Raw genomic sequence first — 14,959 nt, 5'->3', positions numbered from 1 at the left:
CCATGCCGACACAGGTTTTGCAGGACATCCGCGTGCTCGAACTCGGGCAACTGATTGCCGGACCGTTTGCCGCCAAGACGCTCGCCGACTTTGGGGCGCAGGTCATCAAGATCGAGCCGCCGGGGCAGGGCGATCCGCTGCGCAAATGGCGGATGCTGCATGAGGGCACGTCAGTCTGGTGGGAGGCACAGTCGCGCAACAAGCGGTCGGTGTGTGTCGACCTGCGTGTGCCGCAAGGGCAGGAAGTCGTACGCAAGCTGGCTGCCGAAGCCGATGTGCTGATCGAGAACTTCCGCCCCGGCACGATGGAAAAATGGGGGCTGTCGTATGAGGCGCTTTCCGCCGTCAACCCGAAGCTCATCATGCTGCGCGTGTCAGGCTACGGCCAGACGGGCCCCAAACGAGACGAACCGGGCTTTGCGGCCATTGCCGAAGCCATGGCGGGCCTGCGCTATTTGACCGGTGAGCCAGGTCGACCGCCTGCCCGCGCGGGGCTATCGCTGGGTGACACGATCGCCGGCTTGCATGGCGCGCTGGGCGTCTTGCTGGCTTTGTACGAACGCGATGCGCGCGGTGGCAAGGGGCAGGTGATCGACGTGGCGCTGTATGAATCCGTGTTCAACCTGACGGAGAGCCTGCTGCCCGAGTATTCGGTGTTCGGCGCAATCCGCCAGCCGGCGGGCGGGGCGCTGCCGGGCATCGCGCCGTCGAACGCCTACCGCTGCGCCGGAGGCGAATACGTTCTGATCGCTGCCAATGGCGACAACATCTTCCGCCGCCTGATGCAACACATGGGCCGGCACGATCTAGCCGACGATCCCGGCCTGGCCCGCAACGACGGCCGCGCCGCGCGTGCGGAGGAAATCGATGCCGCCATCAACGCTTGGACCGGCACGCTGCCCATCGCCGATGTTCTGGCCGCGCTGCATGCGGCCGAGGTGCCAAGCGGCCCGATTTACACCGTCGCCGACATTGCCGCCGACCCGCACTACCGCGCGCGCGGCGTGATCGAAACGGTGCGCGCGCAGTCGGGCATCAATGTGGAGATGCCGGGCGTGGTGCCCAAGCTCTCCGCCACCCCCGGCGCCGTGCAGGCGAGCGCGCCGCGCTTGGGCCAGCACACACGTGACGTACTTCGCGGCCACGGCCTGGACGATACGCAGATCGACGCGCTGGTTTCGCAAGGCATCATTGCCGAAGCCAAAAGCTAAACAGCTAGGACGATCCCGCATGTTGTGTTGCAAATCGTTGCGGTAATATCGCCGCCGAGGCAGTGAACGCTACAGAACAGGAGACGAGCATGGGGACACGAGTCATTGGGCGCTGGGCAAAATGGATGGGCGCGGCGCTGTGCGCGACGACCCTGCTGGCTGCCAGCCCCGCCGTTCTGGCGCAGGGCAAACCTGAAAAGAGCAAGGTCACCATCGCGGTGGGCGGCAAGGCGTTGTTCTACTACCTGCCGCTGACGATTGCCGAGCGCCTGGGCTACTTCAAGGACGAAGGCCTGGACGTTGAAATCGTCGACTTTGCCGGCGGTGCGAAAGCGTTGCAGGCCGTGGTGGGCGGCAGCGCCGATGTGGTGAGCGGCGCGTACGAGCACACTCTGGTGCTGCAGGCCAAGGGCCAGATGTACCAGGAGTTCGTGCTGCAAGGGCGCGCCCCGCAGATCGTGCTGGCGGTCAACAACAAGACGATGCCGAACTACAAGTCGATTGCCGATCTGAAGGGCAAGAAGATCGGCGTGACGGCACCGGGTTCGTCGACCAACATCATGGTCAACTACGTGCTGGCGCGCGCTGGCATCAAGCCGAACGAAGTGTCGATCATCGGCGTGGGTCCGAGCAGCGGGGCGATTGCGGCCGTGCGTGCCGGCCAGATCGACGCCCTGGCCAACCTGGACCCGGTGATGTCGATGCTCACGCAGAAGAACGAAGTGCGCGTGGTCTCGGATACCCGCACGCTGGCCGATACCAAGGCGGTGTTCGGCGGCAACATGCCGGCCGGCTGCCTGTACGCGTCCACCGCGTTCATCCAGAAGAATCCGAACACGACGCAGGCGATGACCAACGCCATGGTGCGCGCGCTCAAGTGGCTGCAGAAGGCGGGCCCGTCGGATATCGTCAAGACTGTGCCGGAAGCCTATCTGCTGGGCGACCGTGCGCTGTATCTGGCCGCGTGGGAGAAGGTGCGCGAGGCCATCTCGCCGGATGGCACAATGCCCGCCGACGGTCCGGCCACGGCACTGCGCACGCTGTCGGAATTTGATGCGGAAGTGAAGGGCAAGCAGATCAAGCTCGACCAGACCTTCACCAATACCTTCGTGCAGAAGGCCAACGCCAAGTACAAGTAATTTCCACAGGCTTTCAGCAACGCGCCCGGTTCCGCCCGGGCGCATTGTTTTTGGACCGCACACCATGCCCCATCCCGCGCTTTCGTTCGATCAGATCACCTGCACGTTCATCTCACCCGACACGCCGGGCCAGCGTTACACCGCCGTGCAAGACACCTCGCTGGAGGTCCACGCCGGCGAGTTCGTCTCGGTAGTGGGCCCGACGGGCTGCGGCAAATCCACGTTGCTGAATCTGGCGGCGGGCTTGTTGCAGCCGTCTGCTGGGCAGGTGCGCGTGTTTGGCGAGCCGCTGGTCGGTATCAACCGTCGCGCCGGCTATATGTTCCAGGCAGAGGCGCTCATGCCGTGGCGCAGTGCGCTCGACAACGTGATGGCCGGGCTGGAGTTTCGAGGCATGCCCGACAAGGAGGCACGTGACCTCGCGATGTCGTGGCTTGCGCGCGTGGGTTTGGCGGGGTTTGAAGACCGCTATCCGCATCAGCTTTCGGGCGGCATGCGCAAGCGCGTGAGCCTGGCGCAAACGCTGGTGCTCGACCCCGACATCATCCTCATGGACGAGCCGTTTTCCGCGCTAGACATTCAGACGCGCCAGTTGATGGAAAACGAGGTGCTCGATCTCTGGGCTGCCAAGCGCAAGGCGGTTCTGTTCATCACGCACGATCTGGACGAAGCCATCGCCATGAGCGACCGCGTGGTCGTGCTGGCCGCCGGCCCCGGCACGCATCCGATCGGCGAGTTCACGATCGACCTGCCGCGCCCGCGCGACGTGGCCGAGATTCGCGACCAGGCCGGCTTTGTCGACCTGCACTCGCGCATCTGGGATGTGCTGCGTGAAGAAGTGCTCAAGGGCTACGCGCAGCATCGCCGCGCGGCCTGAAACAAATCCGGACCGAACTCTCTCATGGCAAATCGTCTCTCCCCATTCGCGCTGCGCACCTGGCAGCTTGGCCTGCTGGTCGTCACGCTGGGCGTGTGGCACTTCGCCACGCGCTCGCAGGAAGTCGCGTTCTTCTTCGGGGAACCACTCATCGTTGCCCAACGCATCTGGGCGTGGTTCGTCACTGAAGGAGATATCTATCAGCACCTTGGCGTGACGTTGGCCGAGACAGTCCTGGCATTTGCCATCGGCACGGCCTCCGGCCTGGGGGCGGGCTTGTGGCTGGCGCTGAGCCCGGCCGCATCGGCGGTGCTTGATCCGTATATCAAGGCCGCCAACTCGATGCCGCGCGTGATCCTGGCGCCGATTTTTGGCGTGTGGTTCGGGCTGGGTATCTGGTCAAAGGTCGCGCTGGCGGTGACGCTGGTGTTCTTCATCGTCTTCTTCAATGTCTACCAGGGCGTGAAGGAAGTGAGCCCGGTCGTGCTGGCCAATGCGCGCATGCTGGGTGCATCGCAGCGGCAACTGCTGCGCTTCGTCTATCTGCCGAGCGCCACGAGCTGGGTTTTCTCGTCGCTGCATACGTCGGTAGGTCTGGCCTTCGTTGGGGCGGTGGTGGGGGAATACCTTGGCTCGGCGCGCGGTGTCGGTTATTTGATCCTCCAGGCCGAAGGTACGTTTGACATCAACACCGTGTTTGCGGGCATCGTCGTGCTGACGGTATTCGCGCTGGTGCTCGACTGGCTCGTCGGCTTGATGGAAAAACGCCTGATGCGCTGGCAGCCGAAGAGCGGCGAGACCGAGAAGCTCTGAGCGAAAGCGCTAACGACGCGAACGTCACATCGACCCTGCCAAGAGCAGGGTTATGCAACTAGACGGTCGGTCTACTACAATGCAACCCACCATGAGCAAGCACCCCGAACCCGTCACCGCTGAAGGCGCCGAAGCCCGGTACGACACCCGCGACCGCATTCTGGACGCCGGTGCCGAGCTGATCCTCGGGCGCGGCTTTTCGGCCGTCGGCTTGGCAGAAATCCTCGGTCGCGCGCAGGTGCCCAAGGGCTCGTTTTATTACTACTTCGGGTCTAAGGAAGACTTTGGCGTCGCCATGCTGGAGCGCTATTTCCAGGATTACGACGCGGGTGTTGTCAGCCTGTTCAACGACACGCGCATCAGCGCCCGCGAGCGGCTGTTGCGCTATTTCATGGCCTGGATCGATCTGCATGAGCGCAGCGCGTGCGAAGTCACCTGTCTGGCGGTCAAGCTGTCAGGGGAGGTGTCGGATCTTTCGGAGCCGATGCGCAAGGTGCTGTCGACGGGGATGACGCGCATGGTCGAGCGTATTGCCACCGCCATTGAGGCGGGTGTCGCCGACGGTTCGTTGGCGCCCGTGGAGGACGCACACCATCTGGCCGAAGGCCTGTACGCCATGTGGATGGGCGGCGCACTGTTGGCTAAAGCGCACCGCACGGTCGCCGCGTTCAAGAGCTGCGTGGCGCAAACGGAAATCCTGCTGGCCAAGCCCAAACACTGATTGCAATCCAACCCATTGCCGGCGAGGCACGTTCCTCGCTTTTTCTTTGACTCCGGTTCTAGATGACCGGTCGAATAGTCTCCCTTCAAGGAGCTGATATGACCCAACAACTGCTGTCCCCGCTTCAGACCGGCCGTACGACCCTCGCCAATCGTGTCGTGATGGCGCCGCTTACGCGTTCGCGTGCCGGCCAGCCGGGCGACGTGCCGACTGAGCTGAACGTGACCTATTACGCGCAGCGTGCAACCGCCGGCCTGATCGTGACCGAGGCGACGCAAATTTCCCGCCAGGGCCAGGGCTACGCCTGGACGCCCGGCATGTACACCGACGCCCAGGAAGCCGGCTGGAAGACCGTGGTGGATGCCGTGCACGCCAAGGGCGGCCGCATCTCGCAACAGCTCTGGCATGTGGGCCGCATTTCGAACACGCTGCTGCAGGAAAATGGCCAGGCACCTGTCGCGCCGTCGGCCATCGTCGCCAAGGGCGCACAGAGCTTTGTCGTGCAGCCGGATGGTACGCCCGGCAATGTGCCGACCAGCGAGCCGCGCGCCCTCGCCACGGAAGAAATCCCGGGTGTGATCGCGCAATATCGCCAGGCTGTGCTGCGTGCACGCCGCGCTGGTTTCGACTTCGTTGAAATCCACGCCGCCAACGGCTATCTGCTGCACCAATTCCTGTCGACCAACAGCAACCAGCGCACCGACCAATACGGCGGTTCCCTGGAGAATCGTGCCCGGCTGATTCTGGAGGTGGTCGACACTGCCATCGCCGAGATCGGCGCAGACCGCGTCGGCATCCGCCTGTCGCCGCACTTCGTCGCGCATGACATTGCCGATGCACAAGCCGAAGAAAGCGCGTTGTACCTGGCCCGCGAGCTGACCAAGCGTGGCATCGCCTACCTGCACATCGCTGAGCCGGATTGGGCGGGTGGCCCTGAGCTGACCAACGACTTCCGCCGCCAACTGCGCGACGCTTTCAAGGGCACGCTCATCGTGTGCGGCCAATACACAGCGGAAGAGGGCGAACAGATGATCGCCTCCGGTTTGGCGGATGCCGTTGCTTTCGGTCGGCCGTTCATCGCCAACCCGGATCTGGTCGCACGCTTCCGTGCCGGCGCATCGCTCAACAAGCCTGATCGCGCAACGTTCTACGGCGGCCAGGAGAAGGGCTACACCGACTATCCGACGCTGGAAGAAGCGGCCTGATAGCGGCTGCACCAAAGAGAAAAGCCGCGTAGGCGATCAACCTGCGCGGCTTTTTTTGTCCAGTGCTTAAGTTTCTTAAGGCTGGATCACCACCTTGCCCGTGACCTTGCGCGCCGCCATGTCCAGCAGCGCTTGCGTCGTCTGCTCCAACGGATAGCGCGCCGAGATATGCGGGCGGATCTTGCCTTCCTGCATCCAGCCGAGCATCTGCATCATGTTCGCCAGGTTCGCCTTCGGCTCGCGGCGTGCGAATTCACCCCAGAACACGCCGACCAGCGACGCGCCTTTCAGCAGCGCCAGGTTCAGCGGCATCTTGGGGATCTCGCCGTTGGCAAATCCGACCACGAGGTAACGGCCACGCCAGGCAATTGAGCGGAACGCCGGTTCCGCATAGATGCCGCCGACCGGGTCATAGATCACGTCCGGGCCCTTGCCGTCGGTCAGTTCCTTGATGCGCTCGCGCAGGTCTTCGGTCGAATAGTTGATGAGCGCATCGGCACCGTGGTCTTTACAGACCGCCAGCTTCTCATCGCTCGAGGCTGCAGCGATCACGCGTGCGCCAATCGCCTTGCCGATCTCGATGGCTGCCAGCCCGACGCCGCCGGCCGCGCCAAGCACCAGCATGGTCTCGCCGGCCTTCAGTTGCCCGCGATCGACCACCGCGTGGTGCGATGTGCCGTACGTGAGGGTGAATGCAGCGGCGGTGTCGAACGCCATGCCCGGCGGCATCGGCATGACCACCTTGGCCGACGCTTTGACCTGTGAAGCAAACGCGCCCTGGCCAAGGAAGGCGATCACATGGTCGCCGGCCTTCAGGTGCGACACGCCTTCGCCTACCGCGTTGACTACGCCCGCGACTTCCGAGCCGGGCGTAAACGGCAGCTCCGGCTTGAACTGGTACTTGTTCTGGATGATCAGCACGTCCGGAAAATTCACCCCCGCAGCCTTCACGTCGATCACGACTTCGCCGGCACCGGGCAAAAGGTCCGGCAGCGTTTCGATCACCAGCGATTCGGGCGGGCCCCAGGTCTTGCAGACGACGGCTTTCATCATGTGTCTCCTCAACAGTCTTGCGTTGGATTGTTCGCCATCTCGCGTGTATTACACGCGATCTCGTCTGGCAGTGTAACCGAATAAAAGCACGGTCGTTCGATTTAACCCGATGCGATGAATCGCACAGCTTGTCGATGCATTTTTGTAAGGGTGCAGAACGTATGCGCGAGCACGATTCGCGAACGTTGCTCGGTTACAATCCGCGCCATGCATATTCTCATTGCCAACGACGACGGATACCTCGCGCCCGGGCTCGCGGCGCTGCATCGTGCGCTGAGCCCCCTGGGGCGCGTGACGGTGGTCGCACCGGAGCAGAACCATAGCGGCGCGTCGAACTCGCTCACGCTGCAGCGTCCGCTTTCGGTGTTCGAAGCGAGCGATGGTGCCCAGAAGGGCTTTCGCTTCGTCAACGGCACGCCAACGGATTGCGTGCACATTGCGCTCACCGGCATGATCGAAGAGAAGCCCGATCTGGTCGTCTCCGGTATCAACCAGGGCCAGAACATGGGCGAAGACGTGCTGTATTCCGGCACCGTCGCCGCTGCCATCGAGGGCTATCTGTTCGGTATTCCGTCGATTGCGTTCTCGCAGGCCGACAAAGGCTGGACGCATCTCGATGCCGCAGAGCGTGTGGCCCGCGAGGTGGTCGAGCGCTATCTGTCCGATCCGCTGGACGGCCCGGTCCTGCTCAACGTCAATATCCCGAATCTGCCATACGCAGAGCTGGCCGGTTGGCGCGCGACGCGTCTGGGCAAGCGGCACCAATCGCAGCCGGTGATCCGCCAGGCCAATCCGCGCGGCGAGCCGATCTTCTGGGTCGGTGCCGCCGGCGATGCGAAAGATGCCAGCGAGGGCACCGATTTCCATGCCGTCGCGCATGGCTTCGTCTCGCTGACACCGCTGCAGCTCGATCTGACCGATACGGCTCAACTGCGCACCGTGCGCCGCTGGCAAACGCCATGATCGCCACGGTGGCTCATGTCTGAACGCCCGCGCGACCGGCGCTTTCCGTTGACGCTCGATGCAGTGGTCGAGCGCAAGCCCGTGGAACGCCAGCGTGAAACGCGCATCTCGTCTGGGGTGAGTGCCGTGTCACGCCCCACGCCGGTGCGTGCGGCATCCGTCGAACGCGCGTCGCCCGCATCCGCTCCCGCAGCTGCGCCGCAGCGCGTGGCGGGTGTCGACGCTGCAGTCGGCGCCGTTGCTGCGAGCGCGGTACAGGCACGCACAGCGGCGGCGCATGCGGCGGCCGGCGGCATGGCGTCGGACCGTGCGCGTCAGGCGTTGGTTGGCCGTGTGCAAGCCGGCGGCGTGAGTGATAAGCGTGTGCTCGCTGCAATCGGCACGGTACCGCGCCATCTGTTTGTCGATGCCGGCCTGGCCTCGCAGGCGTATGAAGATTCCGCATTGCCGATCGGACATCAGCAAACGATCTCGAAGCCGTCAGTGGTCGGGCGGATGATCGAGTTGTTGTTGAGCGGACGGTCCGGCCGCACCGGCATGCCGCTCGCTCGCGTGCTGGAAATAGGTACCGGCTGCGGCTACCAAGCCGCTGTTCTGGCGCAACTCGCCGACGAGGTGTACTCGATCGAGCGCGTCCGCCCGCTGCATGAAAAAGCCAAAGCGAACTTGCGGCCACTCCGCGTGCCAAACATCCGTCTGCACTACGGCGACGGCATGCTGGGGCTGCCGAAGGCCGCGCCGTTCGACGCCATCATTCTGGCGGCGGCGGGGCTGGAGGTGCCGCAGGCGCTGCTCGACCAGCTTACCGTCGGCGGCCGCCTGATCGCTCCCGTGTCCACCGACCGCAACAGCGGCCCGGCGCAGCAGCTCGTTCTCATCGAGCGCCGTAGCCGCTTCCAGTTTCACAGTACCGCGCTTGAAGGCGTTTTCTTTGTCCCGTTAAAATCAGGAACTGTTTAGCATGTTCATTTCCCGGAGCTCCATGAACCGTCCAAGCCCCGCACGCGCAGGCCGGCTCGCCGTGGCGATGGTGTCGGCCGCACTACTGGCGGCTTGCGCATCCTCCGGCAATCAGGCCCCCGTTCTCGACCGCACCTCGCGTGCCGGCAGCGCGGGCACCGTGTCGCAAGAGCCGCCACCTCCCGGCTACTATCGGGTCAAGCGGGGTGATACCTTGTACAGCATCGCCTTGCGTAATGGCCAGGCACCGCGAGACTTGGTTGCCTGGAACAACATCGCCAACCCTAACCAGATCGAAGTCGATCAACTATTGCGTGTTGTTCCGCCGAATGCGGAGGTCAGCAGCACTGGGGCCGTCGTCACGCCGGTTCGCCCGGCTAACACGACTACGCAGCCGGTCGATTCCACCCCGGCAACGCCGGCGCCCGCAGTGTCGTCCAGCGCTCCTGCCGGGGCAACTGACAGCGCAATTTCGCTGGCCTGGCCGGCACGCGGCTCGCTCATCAACCGTTTCGATGACAAGAGCAACAAGGGCATCGACATCGGTGGCAAACGTGGTGACGCGGTGGTCGCTGCCGACGACGGAAAAGTGATCCACGTTGGACCCTTGCGTGGGTACGGGAATCTTGTCATCATCAAACACAACGACACGTTCCTGACCGCCTACGGCAACAACGACAAGGTTCTGGTCACCGAGCAATCCACGGTCAAGAAAGGGCAAAAGATCGCCGAAATGGGCAGTACCGATGCGGATCGCGTGAAGCTTCATTTTGAAGTGCGCCGCAACGGTAAGCCGGTCGATCCGATGCGCTACTTGCCGCCTCAATAGAGGAATGCATGCCGCGCCAGAAAGCCGCCACGCCCGTCACCCCCGCCGATGACAACATCGACGCTGCTGTAGAGGGCCAGCGCACCCCGAATGGGCGCGCCGGGCGGCGTGCGCGCGGCGCGGCACAGCCTCCTGCCGAAGAGATCGAAGTCGTCGACGCATTGGTTGATGACATTCCTGCCTCCGATTCCGCCGATCTCAACGACACGTCCGACAGTGCCGACGAGCCCGATGAGGAAGAGGAAGAGGCTGAAGAGGCCGAGGAGGCCGCACCTGAGGAAGACTTCCGCAAGGTGCTGCAGGCCGAACTGGCCGCCGACACCGTTCAGCACTATCTCAATCGCATCAGCATCAAGCCGCTTCTGACGCCAGCCGAGGAACTGCATTTCTCGACGCTGGCCAAGGCGGGTGAGTTTGCCGCGCGCCAGGTCATGATCGAGCGCAACCTCCGCTTGGTCGTGAGCATTGCCAAGGGCTATCTGAACCGAGGGGTGCCGCTGCTCGATCTGATCGAAGAGGGCAACCTTGGTCTGATGCATGCGATCGAAAAGTTCGATCCGGAACGCGGGTTCCGCTTCTCCACGTATGCAACGTGGTGGATCCGTCAGAGCATCGAGCGCGCGATCATGAATCAGGCGCGCACGGTGCGTTTGCCGGTGCACGTGATTCGCGAACTCAACCAGGTGCTGCGCGCCAAGCGTCATCTGGAAAAGAGCGGCGTGGACGGCCGCGACGCAAGCCTCGAAGACATCGCCCACCTGCTCGGCAAGACCACAGAGGAAGTGCAGGATGTGCTCTCACTCAACGAGCACACGACTTCACTGGATACACCGTTCGATCTTGATCCGGGCACGAGCCTGCTCGATTTCCTGTCGGACGAGCATGGCGCCTCGCCAGATCAGGAAGTGGCACATCGCGAGTTGTCGCTGCTGATGAAGTCGTGGCTCGCGCGATTGTCTGACAAGCATCGCTATGTGGTGGAGCGCCGCTTTGGCCTTAACTACATCGAGCCCGCGACCCTGGAAGAGCTGGCCGCCGAGATGGGTTTGACACGCGAACGCGTGCGCCAGATTCAGCAGGAAGCACTGGTCAAGCTCAAGCGCCATTTCGCCTCGCAGGGTGTACGCAAAGACGCAGTGCTGTAAGGCCTCGCTGCCATTTTGTCTGTCTTTCTCCTTTTTCAGTCGTTCCGCAGCTCCAGCAGCATCGGTTGATGATCCGATGCCTGTGTGGCGTTGTTGACTTCTAGGCGCAGCACGCGCGGTTTCAGCGGTTCGCTGATCAGCATGAAATCGCACGCGTAGGCCGGCTCTGTCCAGCCCGTGCGGTCGTGCACACCGAAAGTCGACGGCTGCGGCGTCGCGCCGTGTGCAATCTCCCACGCATCATGCAAAGAGGGTTCCCGAGTGAAGGGCGCGGTGGCCAAGCGCTTGGGCGTGGAATCCGGCTTGCAATTGAAATCCCCGCAGACAATGGTTGCTGCGGTCTGCGCAAGCGGACGGAAAGGGCCGGCTTCGGGCTCTGTACCAAGCAGGGATGGTTGATTCGCACGCGCGCAACCTTCTGCGTGGATTGCGCGCAGTGCATCGATTTGCGCCACACGTTGAAGCTCGGAGTAGTACTCCAGATGTGTGGTGACGACGCGTAACGCGCCAAACGGCGCCTGCACGATCGCCTCAATGGCCATGCGCGGCATGTGCGGTGTGGTATCGGGCGGACAGGGCAATGCGTGGCGCAGGATGTAATGCACGGGCAGGCGAGTCGCAATCGCGTTGCCGAAGCGCTGCACATGCGTGCCGTTGTGGCGCTCCAATGCGAATCCGCCGATCACCGCGTACTCGCTGCCGAGCGTGTCGGCGAGTTCGCTCCATTGGTCGGTGCCCGGTTGGCCCGGCAGATCGCCGAAGCCGGAGGTGACTTCCTGCAGGCACAGCACATCGAATTCGGCCATCTCACGTGCTTGCGCGAGTTGGCGCGCGAGGCTGACGTGCCCGTCGGCGCCACGGCCCCACTGGATATTCCACGTCAGGATGACGGTGCCCATGCTGGTCCTCCGGTGTCTTACAATGCCGCCCTTGTCCCCAATTTGCCCAGGCTCGCCCGTGTCTCAAGCTGCACCCAACGTCACGCCTTCCTCTCCTACTCCAGCAACGGTTGCGCCGGACACGCCGCCGGCCAAGCCCCGTGGGCGCCGTAAGCCCGAGATGTCCGTGGCCGGCCCGTTGGACATCGTCTCGCTCGACGGCGAAGCGCGCGGCATCGGCCGTTTGACCAACGAGGATGGCACGCCTGGGAAGGTCGTCTTCGTGGAAGGTGCATTGCCGGGTGAGCGGGTGATGTACCGCAGTCACCGCGTGAAGCCATCGTACGAGCAAGCGAGTGTTGCGGGCATTCTGCGCCAGTCCGCTTCACGCGTGACGCCGCAATGCAAGTTCTTTGGGGTGTGCGGTGGCTGCTCGATGCAGCATCTGGATTCACGCGCGCAGGTTGCGATCAAGCAGCGCGTGCTGGAAGACGATCTGTGGCATCTGGCCAAGTTGCGTCCAGACGTGGTGTTCCGGCCGATAGCCGGCCCGGATTGGGGCTACCGCTATCGCGCGCGTTTGACCGTGCGCCATGTTGCAGCCAAAGGTGGCGTGCTGGTGGGCTTTCACGAGCGCAAGAGCAGCTATGTGGCGGACATGACGTCGTGCGAGGTGTTGCCGCCGCACGTGTCGGCGCTGCTGGTGCCACTGCGCGAGTTGGTGGGGCGCCTGTCGATCGTGCAGCGTATGCCGCAGATCGAGCTGGCTGTCGGCCACGACGTGACCGCGCTGGTATTGCGCAACCTAGAGCCAATCACTGCCGAGGACGAGGCTGAGCTGCGCGCTTTCGCCGATCATCACAACGTCCAGTTCTGGTTGCAGCCCAAGGGGCCGGATACGGTCTATCCGTTCCATCCGCTCGATCGCACGTTGACGTACACACTGCCCGAGTTCGGCATCACGATGCCGTTCAAGCCGACGGACTTCACGCAGGTCAATCACCAGATCAACCGGGCGCTGATGTCACGCGCGCTGAAGCTGCTCGACGCGCAACCGGGCGATCGCTTGCTAGACCTGTTCTGCGGTATCGGCAACTTTACGCTGCCGATGGCAACGCGCGCCCGCGAGGTCATGGGGATCGAAGGCAGTGAGGCGCTGACGACACGTGCGCTTGCCAACGCCCAGCACAACGGCCTGGACGCGAAGACGACATTCGCTTGCCGCAATCTGTTCGAAGTGTCGGCTGATGATATTGCCGCGCTGGGCAAGTTTGACCGTTGGCTGATCGATCCGCCGCGCGAAGGTGCGCTGGCCGTGTCCAAGGCGCTGGCCGAGTTGTCGCAGCGTGGCGGTGAGGCGGCCGATTTGCTGCCCAAGCGTATCGTCTACGTGTCATGCAATCCGGCGACGCTGGCGCGCGATGCGGGTTTGCTTGTTCATGAAGCGGGTTACCGGCTGGCCGGTGCGGGCGTGGTGAACATGTTCCCGCACACGTCCCACGTCGAATCGATGGCGGTATTCGAGCGCGACTGATTGTTCATCGCGTATCTCGCACACAAAGAAAAACCGGCGCCATATGCGCCGGTTTTATTTTCGCGCTATTGCTAGCGCTTAGCGGGTCGAGTTTCGCTCAGTTACGATTCCCGCCGAAGATCCCCAGGATCGCCAGCAGGTTCGTGAAGATGTTGTAGACGTCCAGGTAGATCGCCAGGGTGGCAGTTACGTAGTTGGTCTCGCCGCCGTTCACGATCCGCTGCACGTCGAACAGGATATAGGCCGAGAAGATCGCGATGGCCAGCACCGAGATCGTCAGCATCATCGCCGGCAGTTGCAGCCAGATGTTGGCCACCGAGCCAACGATCAGCACCAGCACGCCCATGAACAGCCATTTGCCCAGGCCCGAGAAATCACGCTTGCTGACCGTGGCCACCGTCGCCATCACACCGAAGATGATCGCCGTCCCGCCGAACGCCGTCATGATGAGCGACGCGCCGTTCGAGAAGCCCAGGATCATGCCGATCAGCCGCGACAGCATCAGCCCCATGAAGAACGTGAAGCCGAGCAGCAGCGCTACGCCCAAGCCGCTGTTCTTGAAGCGCTCAATGGCGTAGAAGAAGCCAAAGGCCACTGCCATGAAGATGACGAAACCCATCAGCGGGTTGCGCCCCATCAGATTGAAACCGGTGGCGACACCGATCCAGGCACCGAGGATGGTGGGGATCATGGAAAGCGCGAGCAGCCAATAGGTATTGCGCAGCACGCGGTTGCGGACGGCCAACGCGCCGGCGGTGCCGGAAGCGCCAAAACCGTACGTGTTGAGTTGGTTGTCCATGCGAACTCCTTGGGGTGAATGACATTGCAGACAATGCGACGACACTGCGAATGTGGCATCCGAAGCCGGCTTTTGCAAGCCGCATCGTCCTTACTTGGAGGGGCAGCATGCCACGCGGTTCCGGTCGCTGGTGGGCAATCGCGACGGAAAATGCCCTTCGCAGGTGGCTTTTCGTGCCCTCAATAAGGGGATGCTAAGGCGTGTTCATCGACATGCGAGGGTGTTCAGTATGAAGTGCTCGCTGCGTCATCTGGCTCTGCCGGTATGCGCGGTTGAGGGTTGCACCGCTTGACATCCAATCCGTCCGCCTCCCGTGTTAGAATCTAACGTTTATCTTTCACGTAACACCTTCATTTTTTGGAGTTTTTGATGGCGCTCGAACGCACTTTGTCGATTATCAAACCGGATGCCGTGGCCAAGAATGTCATCGGCCAGATCTACGCCCGCTTCGAAGGTGCAGGCCTGAAGGTCGTCGCAGCCAAGATGATCCACCTGTCGCGCGCAGAAGCCGAGCAGTTCTACGCTGTGCACAAAGAGCGCCCGTTCTTCAAAGATCTGGTGGATTTCATGATCTCGGGCCCGGTGATGGTGCAGGCGCTGGAAGGCGAAAACGCTATCGCCAAGAACCGTGACCTGATGGGTGCAACCGACCCGAAAAAGGCTGAGAAGGGCACGATCCGCGCCGACTTCGCTGACAGCATCGATGCCAACGCCGTGCACGGTTCGGACGCTGCTGAAACGGCTGCTGTGGAAGTGGCTTTCTTCTTCCCCGGCCTGAACATTTACAGCCGCTAAGCGTCAACACTAGACTGGAATTGGTGGTTTTGGGTTG

At 62.9% G+C, this 14,959-nt stretch carries 15 protein-coding genes; 12 read left to right on the top strand and 3 right to left on the bottom strand.

Translation table 11 applies throughout. The features are described from left to right. Positions 1–2: 2 nt before the first annotated feature. The 6 genes from R2N16_RS04850 to R2N16_RS04825 all read left to right on the top strand — a co-directional run bounded on the left by R2N16_RS04850 (position 3) and on the right by R2N16_RS04825 (position 5,966). On the top strand, positions 3–1,211 hold the full coding sequence (locus tag R2N16_RS04850; RefSeq protein ID WP_316664413.1) for a CaiB/BaiF CoA transferase family protein: 1,209 nt from the start codon (positions 3–5) through the stop codon (positions 1,209–1,211). An 89-nt stretch (positions 1,212–1,300) separates the two neighbouring features. Next, positions 1,301–2,350 (top strand): ABC transporter substrate-binding protein, encoded by a 1,050-nt coding sequence (locus R2N16_RS04845; protein ID WP_316664412.1) that lies wholly within the window; start codon positions 1,301–1,303, stop codon positions 2,348–2,350. A 64-nt stretch (positions 2,351–2,414) separates the two neighbouring features. Further along, positions 2,415–3,227: an ABC transporter ATP-binding protein gene (locus R2N16_RS04840; protein WP_316664411.1), complete on the top strand. Its 813-nt coding sequence runs from the start codon at positions 2,415–2,417 to the stop codon at positions 3,225–3,227. Between the two features lie 24 nt (positions 3,228–3,251). After that, entirely contained in the window at positions 3,252–4,040 is a 789-nt protein-coding gene (locus R2N16_RS04835; protein ID WP_316664410.1) for an ABC transporter permease, read from the top strand. A gap of 91 nt (positions 4,041–4,131) precedes the next feature. After that, positions 4,132–4,761 (top strand): TetR/AcrR family transcriptional regulator, encoded by a 630-nt coding sequence (locus tag R2N16_RS04830; protein WP_316664409.1) that lies wholly within the window; start codon positions 4,132–4,134, stop codon positions 4,759–4,761. Between the two features lie 98 nt (positions 4,762–4,859). Beyond that, positions 4,860–5,966: an alkene reductase gene (locus R2N16_RS04825; RefSeq protein ID WP_316664408.1), complete on the top strand. Its 1,107-nt coding sequence runs from the start codon at positions 4,860–4,862 to the stop codon at positions 5,964–5,966. Positions 5,967–6,041: 75 nt separating this feature from the next. On the opposite strand, the gene R2N16_RS04820 is transcribed toward R2N16_RS04825, so the two are convergent. Continuing rightward, positions 6,042–7,016 carry an NADPH:quinone oxidoreductase family protein gene (locus R2N16_RS04820; RefSeq protein WP_316664845.1) on the bottom strand — a complete coding sequence of 325 codons (975 nt, stop codon included), beginning with the start codon at positions 7,014–7,016 and terminating at the stop codon, positions 6,042–6,044. Positions 7,017–7,226: 210 nt separating this feature from the next. Between R2N16_RS04820 and surE the strand changes: the two genes are divergently transcribed. From surE to rpoS, 4 genes are read left to right on the top strand one after another with little or no spacing between them, the layout of a single operon-like run. Beyond that, entirely contained in the window at positions 7,227–7,982 is a 756-nt protein-coding gene (gene surE / locus R2N16_RS04815) for a 5'/3'-nucleotidase SurE (RefSeq protein ID WP_316664407.1), read from the top strand. Positions 7,983–7,997: 15 nt separating this feature from the next. Then, positions 7,998–8,942, top strand: a complete 945-nt coding sequence (locus R2N16_RS04810) for a protein-L-isoaspartate(D-aspartate) O-methyltransferase (RefSeq protein WP_316664406.1) — start codon at positions 7,998–8,000, stop codon at positions 8,940–8,942. 1 nt (position 8,943) lies between these two features. Further along, the gene (locus R2N16_RS04805) at positions 8,944–9,771 is read left to right on the top strand and encodes a peptidoglycan DD-metalloendopeptidase family protein (protein ID WP_316664405.1); all 828 of its coding nucleotides are present in this window, start codon (positions 8,944–8,946) and stop codon (positions 9,769–9,771) included. A gap of 8 nt (positions 9,772–9,779) precedes the next feature. Continuing rightward, complete coding sequence (gene rpoS / locus R2N16_RS04800; RefSeq protein ID WP_316664404.1) at positions 9,780–10,916, top strand: RNA polymerase sigma factor RpoS; 1,137 nt, start codon at positions 9,780–9,782, stop codon at positions 10,914–10,916. A 35-nt stretch (positions 10,917–10,951) separates the two neighbouring features. On the opposite strand, the gene R2N16_RS04795 is transcribed toward rpoS, so the two are convergent. Next, positions 10,952–11,815, bottom strand: a complete 864-nt coding sequence (locus tag R2N16_RS04795; protein WP_316664403.1) for an endonuclease/exonuclease/phosphatase family protein — start codon at positions 11,813–11,815, stop codon at positions 10,952–10,954. Positions 11,816–11,975: 160 nt separating this feature from the next. On the opposite strand from R2N16_RS04795, the gene rlmD reads away from it, so the two are divergent. Further along, positions 11,976–13,328, top strand: a complete 1,353-nt coding sequence (gene rlmD / locus R2N16_RS04790) for a 23S rRNA (uracil(1939)-C(5))-methyltransferase RlmD (protein WP_316664844.1) — start codon at positions 11,976–11,978, stop codon at positions 13,326–13,328. 97 nt (positions 13,329–13,425) lie between these two features. Here the strand turns inward: rlmD and R2N16_RS04785 are convergent, their stop codons facing one another. Beyond that, entirely contained in the window at positions 13,426–14,127 is a 702-nt protein-coding gene (locus R2N16_RS04785; RefSeq protein WP_024975969.1) for a Bax inhibitor-1/YccA family protein, read from the bottom strand. A 369-nt stretch (positions 14,128–14,496) separates the two neighbouring features. On the opposite strand from R2N16_RS04785, the gene ndk reads away from it, so the two are divergent. Continuing rightward, on the top strand, positions 14,497–14,922 hold the full coding sequence (gene ndk, locus R2N16_RS04780) for a nucleoside-diphosphate kinase (RefSeq protein WP_045204261.1): 426 nt from the start codon (positions 14,497–14,499) through the stop codon (positions 14,920–14,922). Positions 14,923–14,959 lie beyond the last annotated feature (37 nt).

The organism is Ralstonia psammae (assembly GCF_958405935.1).
GTDB lineage: Bacteria > Pseudomonadota > Gammaproteobacteria > Burkholderiales > Burkholderiaceae > Ralstonia > Ralstonia psammae.
This window is presented reverse-complemented; position numbering and strand designations above follow the sequence as displayed.

What these genes read in the sequence shown, in the direction of transcription:
- rpoS (WP_316664404.1), top strand. Translation starts at nt 9,780, where the DNA reads ATGCCGCGCCAGAAAGCCGCCACGCCCGTCACCCCCGCCGATGACAAC.
- surE (WP_316664407.1), top strand. Translation starts at nt 7,227, where the DNA reads ATGCATATTCTCATTGCCAACGACGACGGATACCTCGCGCCCGGGCTC.
- R2N16_RS04850 (WP_316664413.1), top strand. Translation starts at nt 3, where the DNA reads ATGCCGACACAGGTTTTGCAGGACATCCGCGTGCTCGAACTCGGGCAA.
- R2N16_RS04835 (WP_316664410.1), top strand. Translation starts at nt 3,252, where the DNA reads ATGGCAAATCGTCTCTCCCCATTCGCGCTGCGCACCTGGCAGCTTGGC.
- R2N16_RS04785 (WP_024975969.1), bottom strand. Translation starts at nt 14,127, where the DNA reads ATGGACAACCAACTCAACACGTACGGTTTTGGCGCTTCCGGCACCGCC.
- R2N16_RS04810 (WP_316664406.1), top strand. Translation starts at nt 7,998, where the DNA reads ATGTCTGAACGCCCGCGCGACCGGCGCTTTCCGTTGACGCTCGATGCA.
- rlmD (WP_316664844.1), top strand. Translation starts at nt 11,976, where the DNA reads ATGTCCGTGGCCGGCCCGTTGGACATCGTCTCGCTCGACGGCGAAGCG.
- R2N16_RS04840 (WP_316664411.1), top strand. Translation starts at nt 2,415, where the DNA reads ATGCCCCATCCCGCGCTTTCGTTCGATCAGATCACCTGCACGTTCATC.
- R2N16_RS04795 (WP_316664403.1), bottom strand. Translation starts at nt 11,815, where the DNA reads ATGGGCACCGTCATCCTGACGTGGAATATCCAGTGGGGCCGTGGCGCC.
- R2N16_RS04825 (WP_316664408.1), top strand. Translation starts at nt 4,860, where the DNA reads ATGACCCAACAACTGCTGTCCCCGCTTCAGACCGGCCGTACGACCCTC.
- R2N16_RS04820 (WP_316664845.1), bottom strand. Translation starts at nt 7,016, where the DNA reads ATGAAAGCCGTCGTCTGCAAGACCTGGGGCCCGCCCGAATCGCTGGTG.
- R2N16_RS04845 (WP_316664412.1), top strand. Translation starts at nt 1,301, where the DNA reads ATGGGGACACGAGTCATTGGGCGCTGGGCAAAATGGATGGGCGCGGCG.
- ndk (WP_045204261.1), top strand. Translation starts at nt 14,497, where the DNA reads ATGGCGCTCGAACGCACTTTGTCGATTATCAAACCGGATGCCGTGGCC.
- R2N16_RS04805 (WP_316664405.1), top strand. Translation starts at nt 8,944, where the DNA reads ATGTTCATTTCCCGGAGCTCCATGAACCGTCCAAGCCCCGCACGCGCA.
- R2N16_RS04830 (WP_316664409.1), top strand. Translation starts at nt 4,132, where the DNA reads ATGAGCAAGCACCCCGAACCCGTCACCGCTGAAGGCGCCGAAGCCCGG.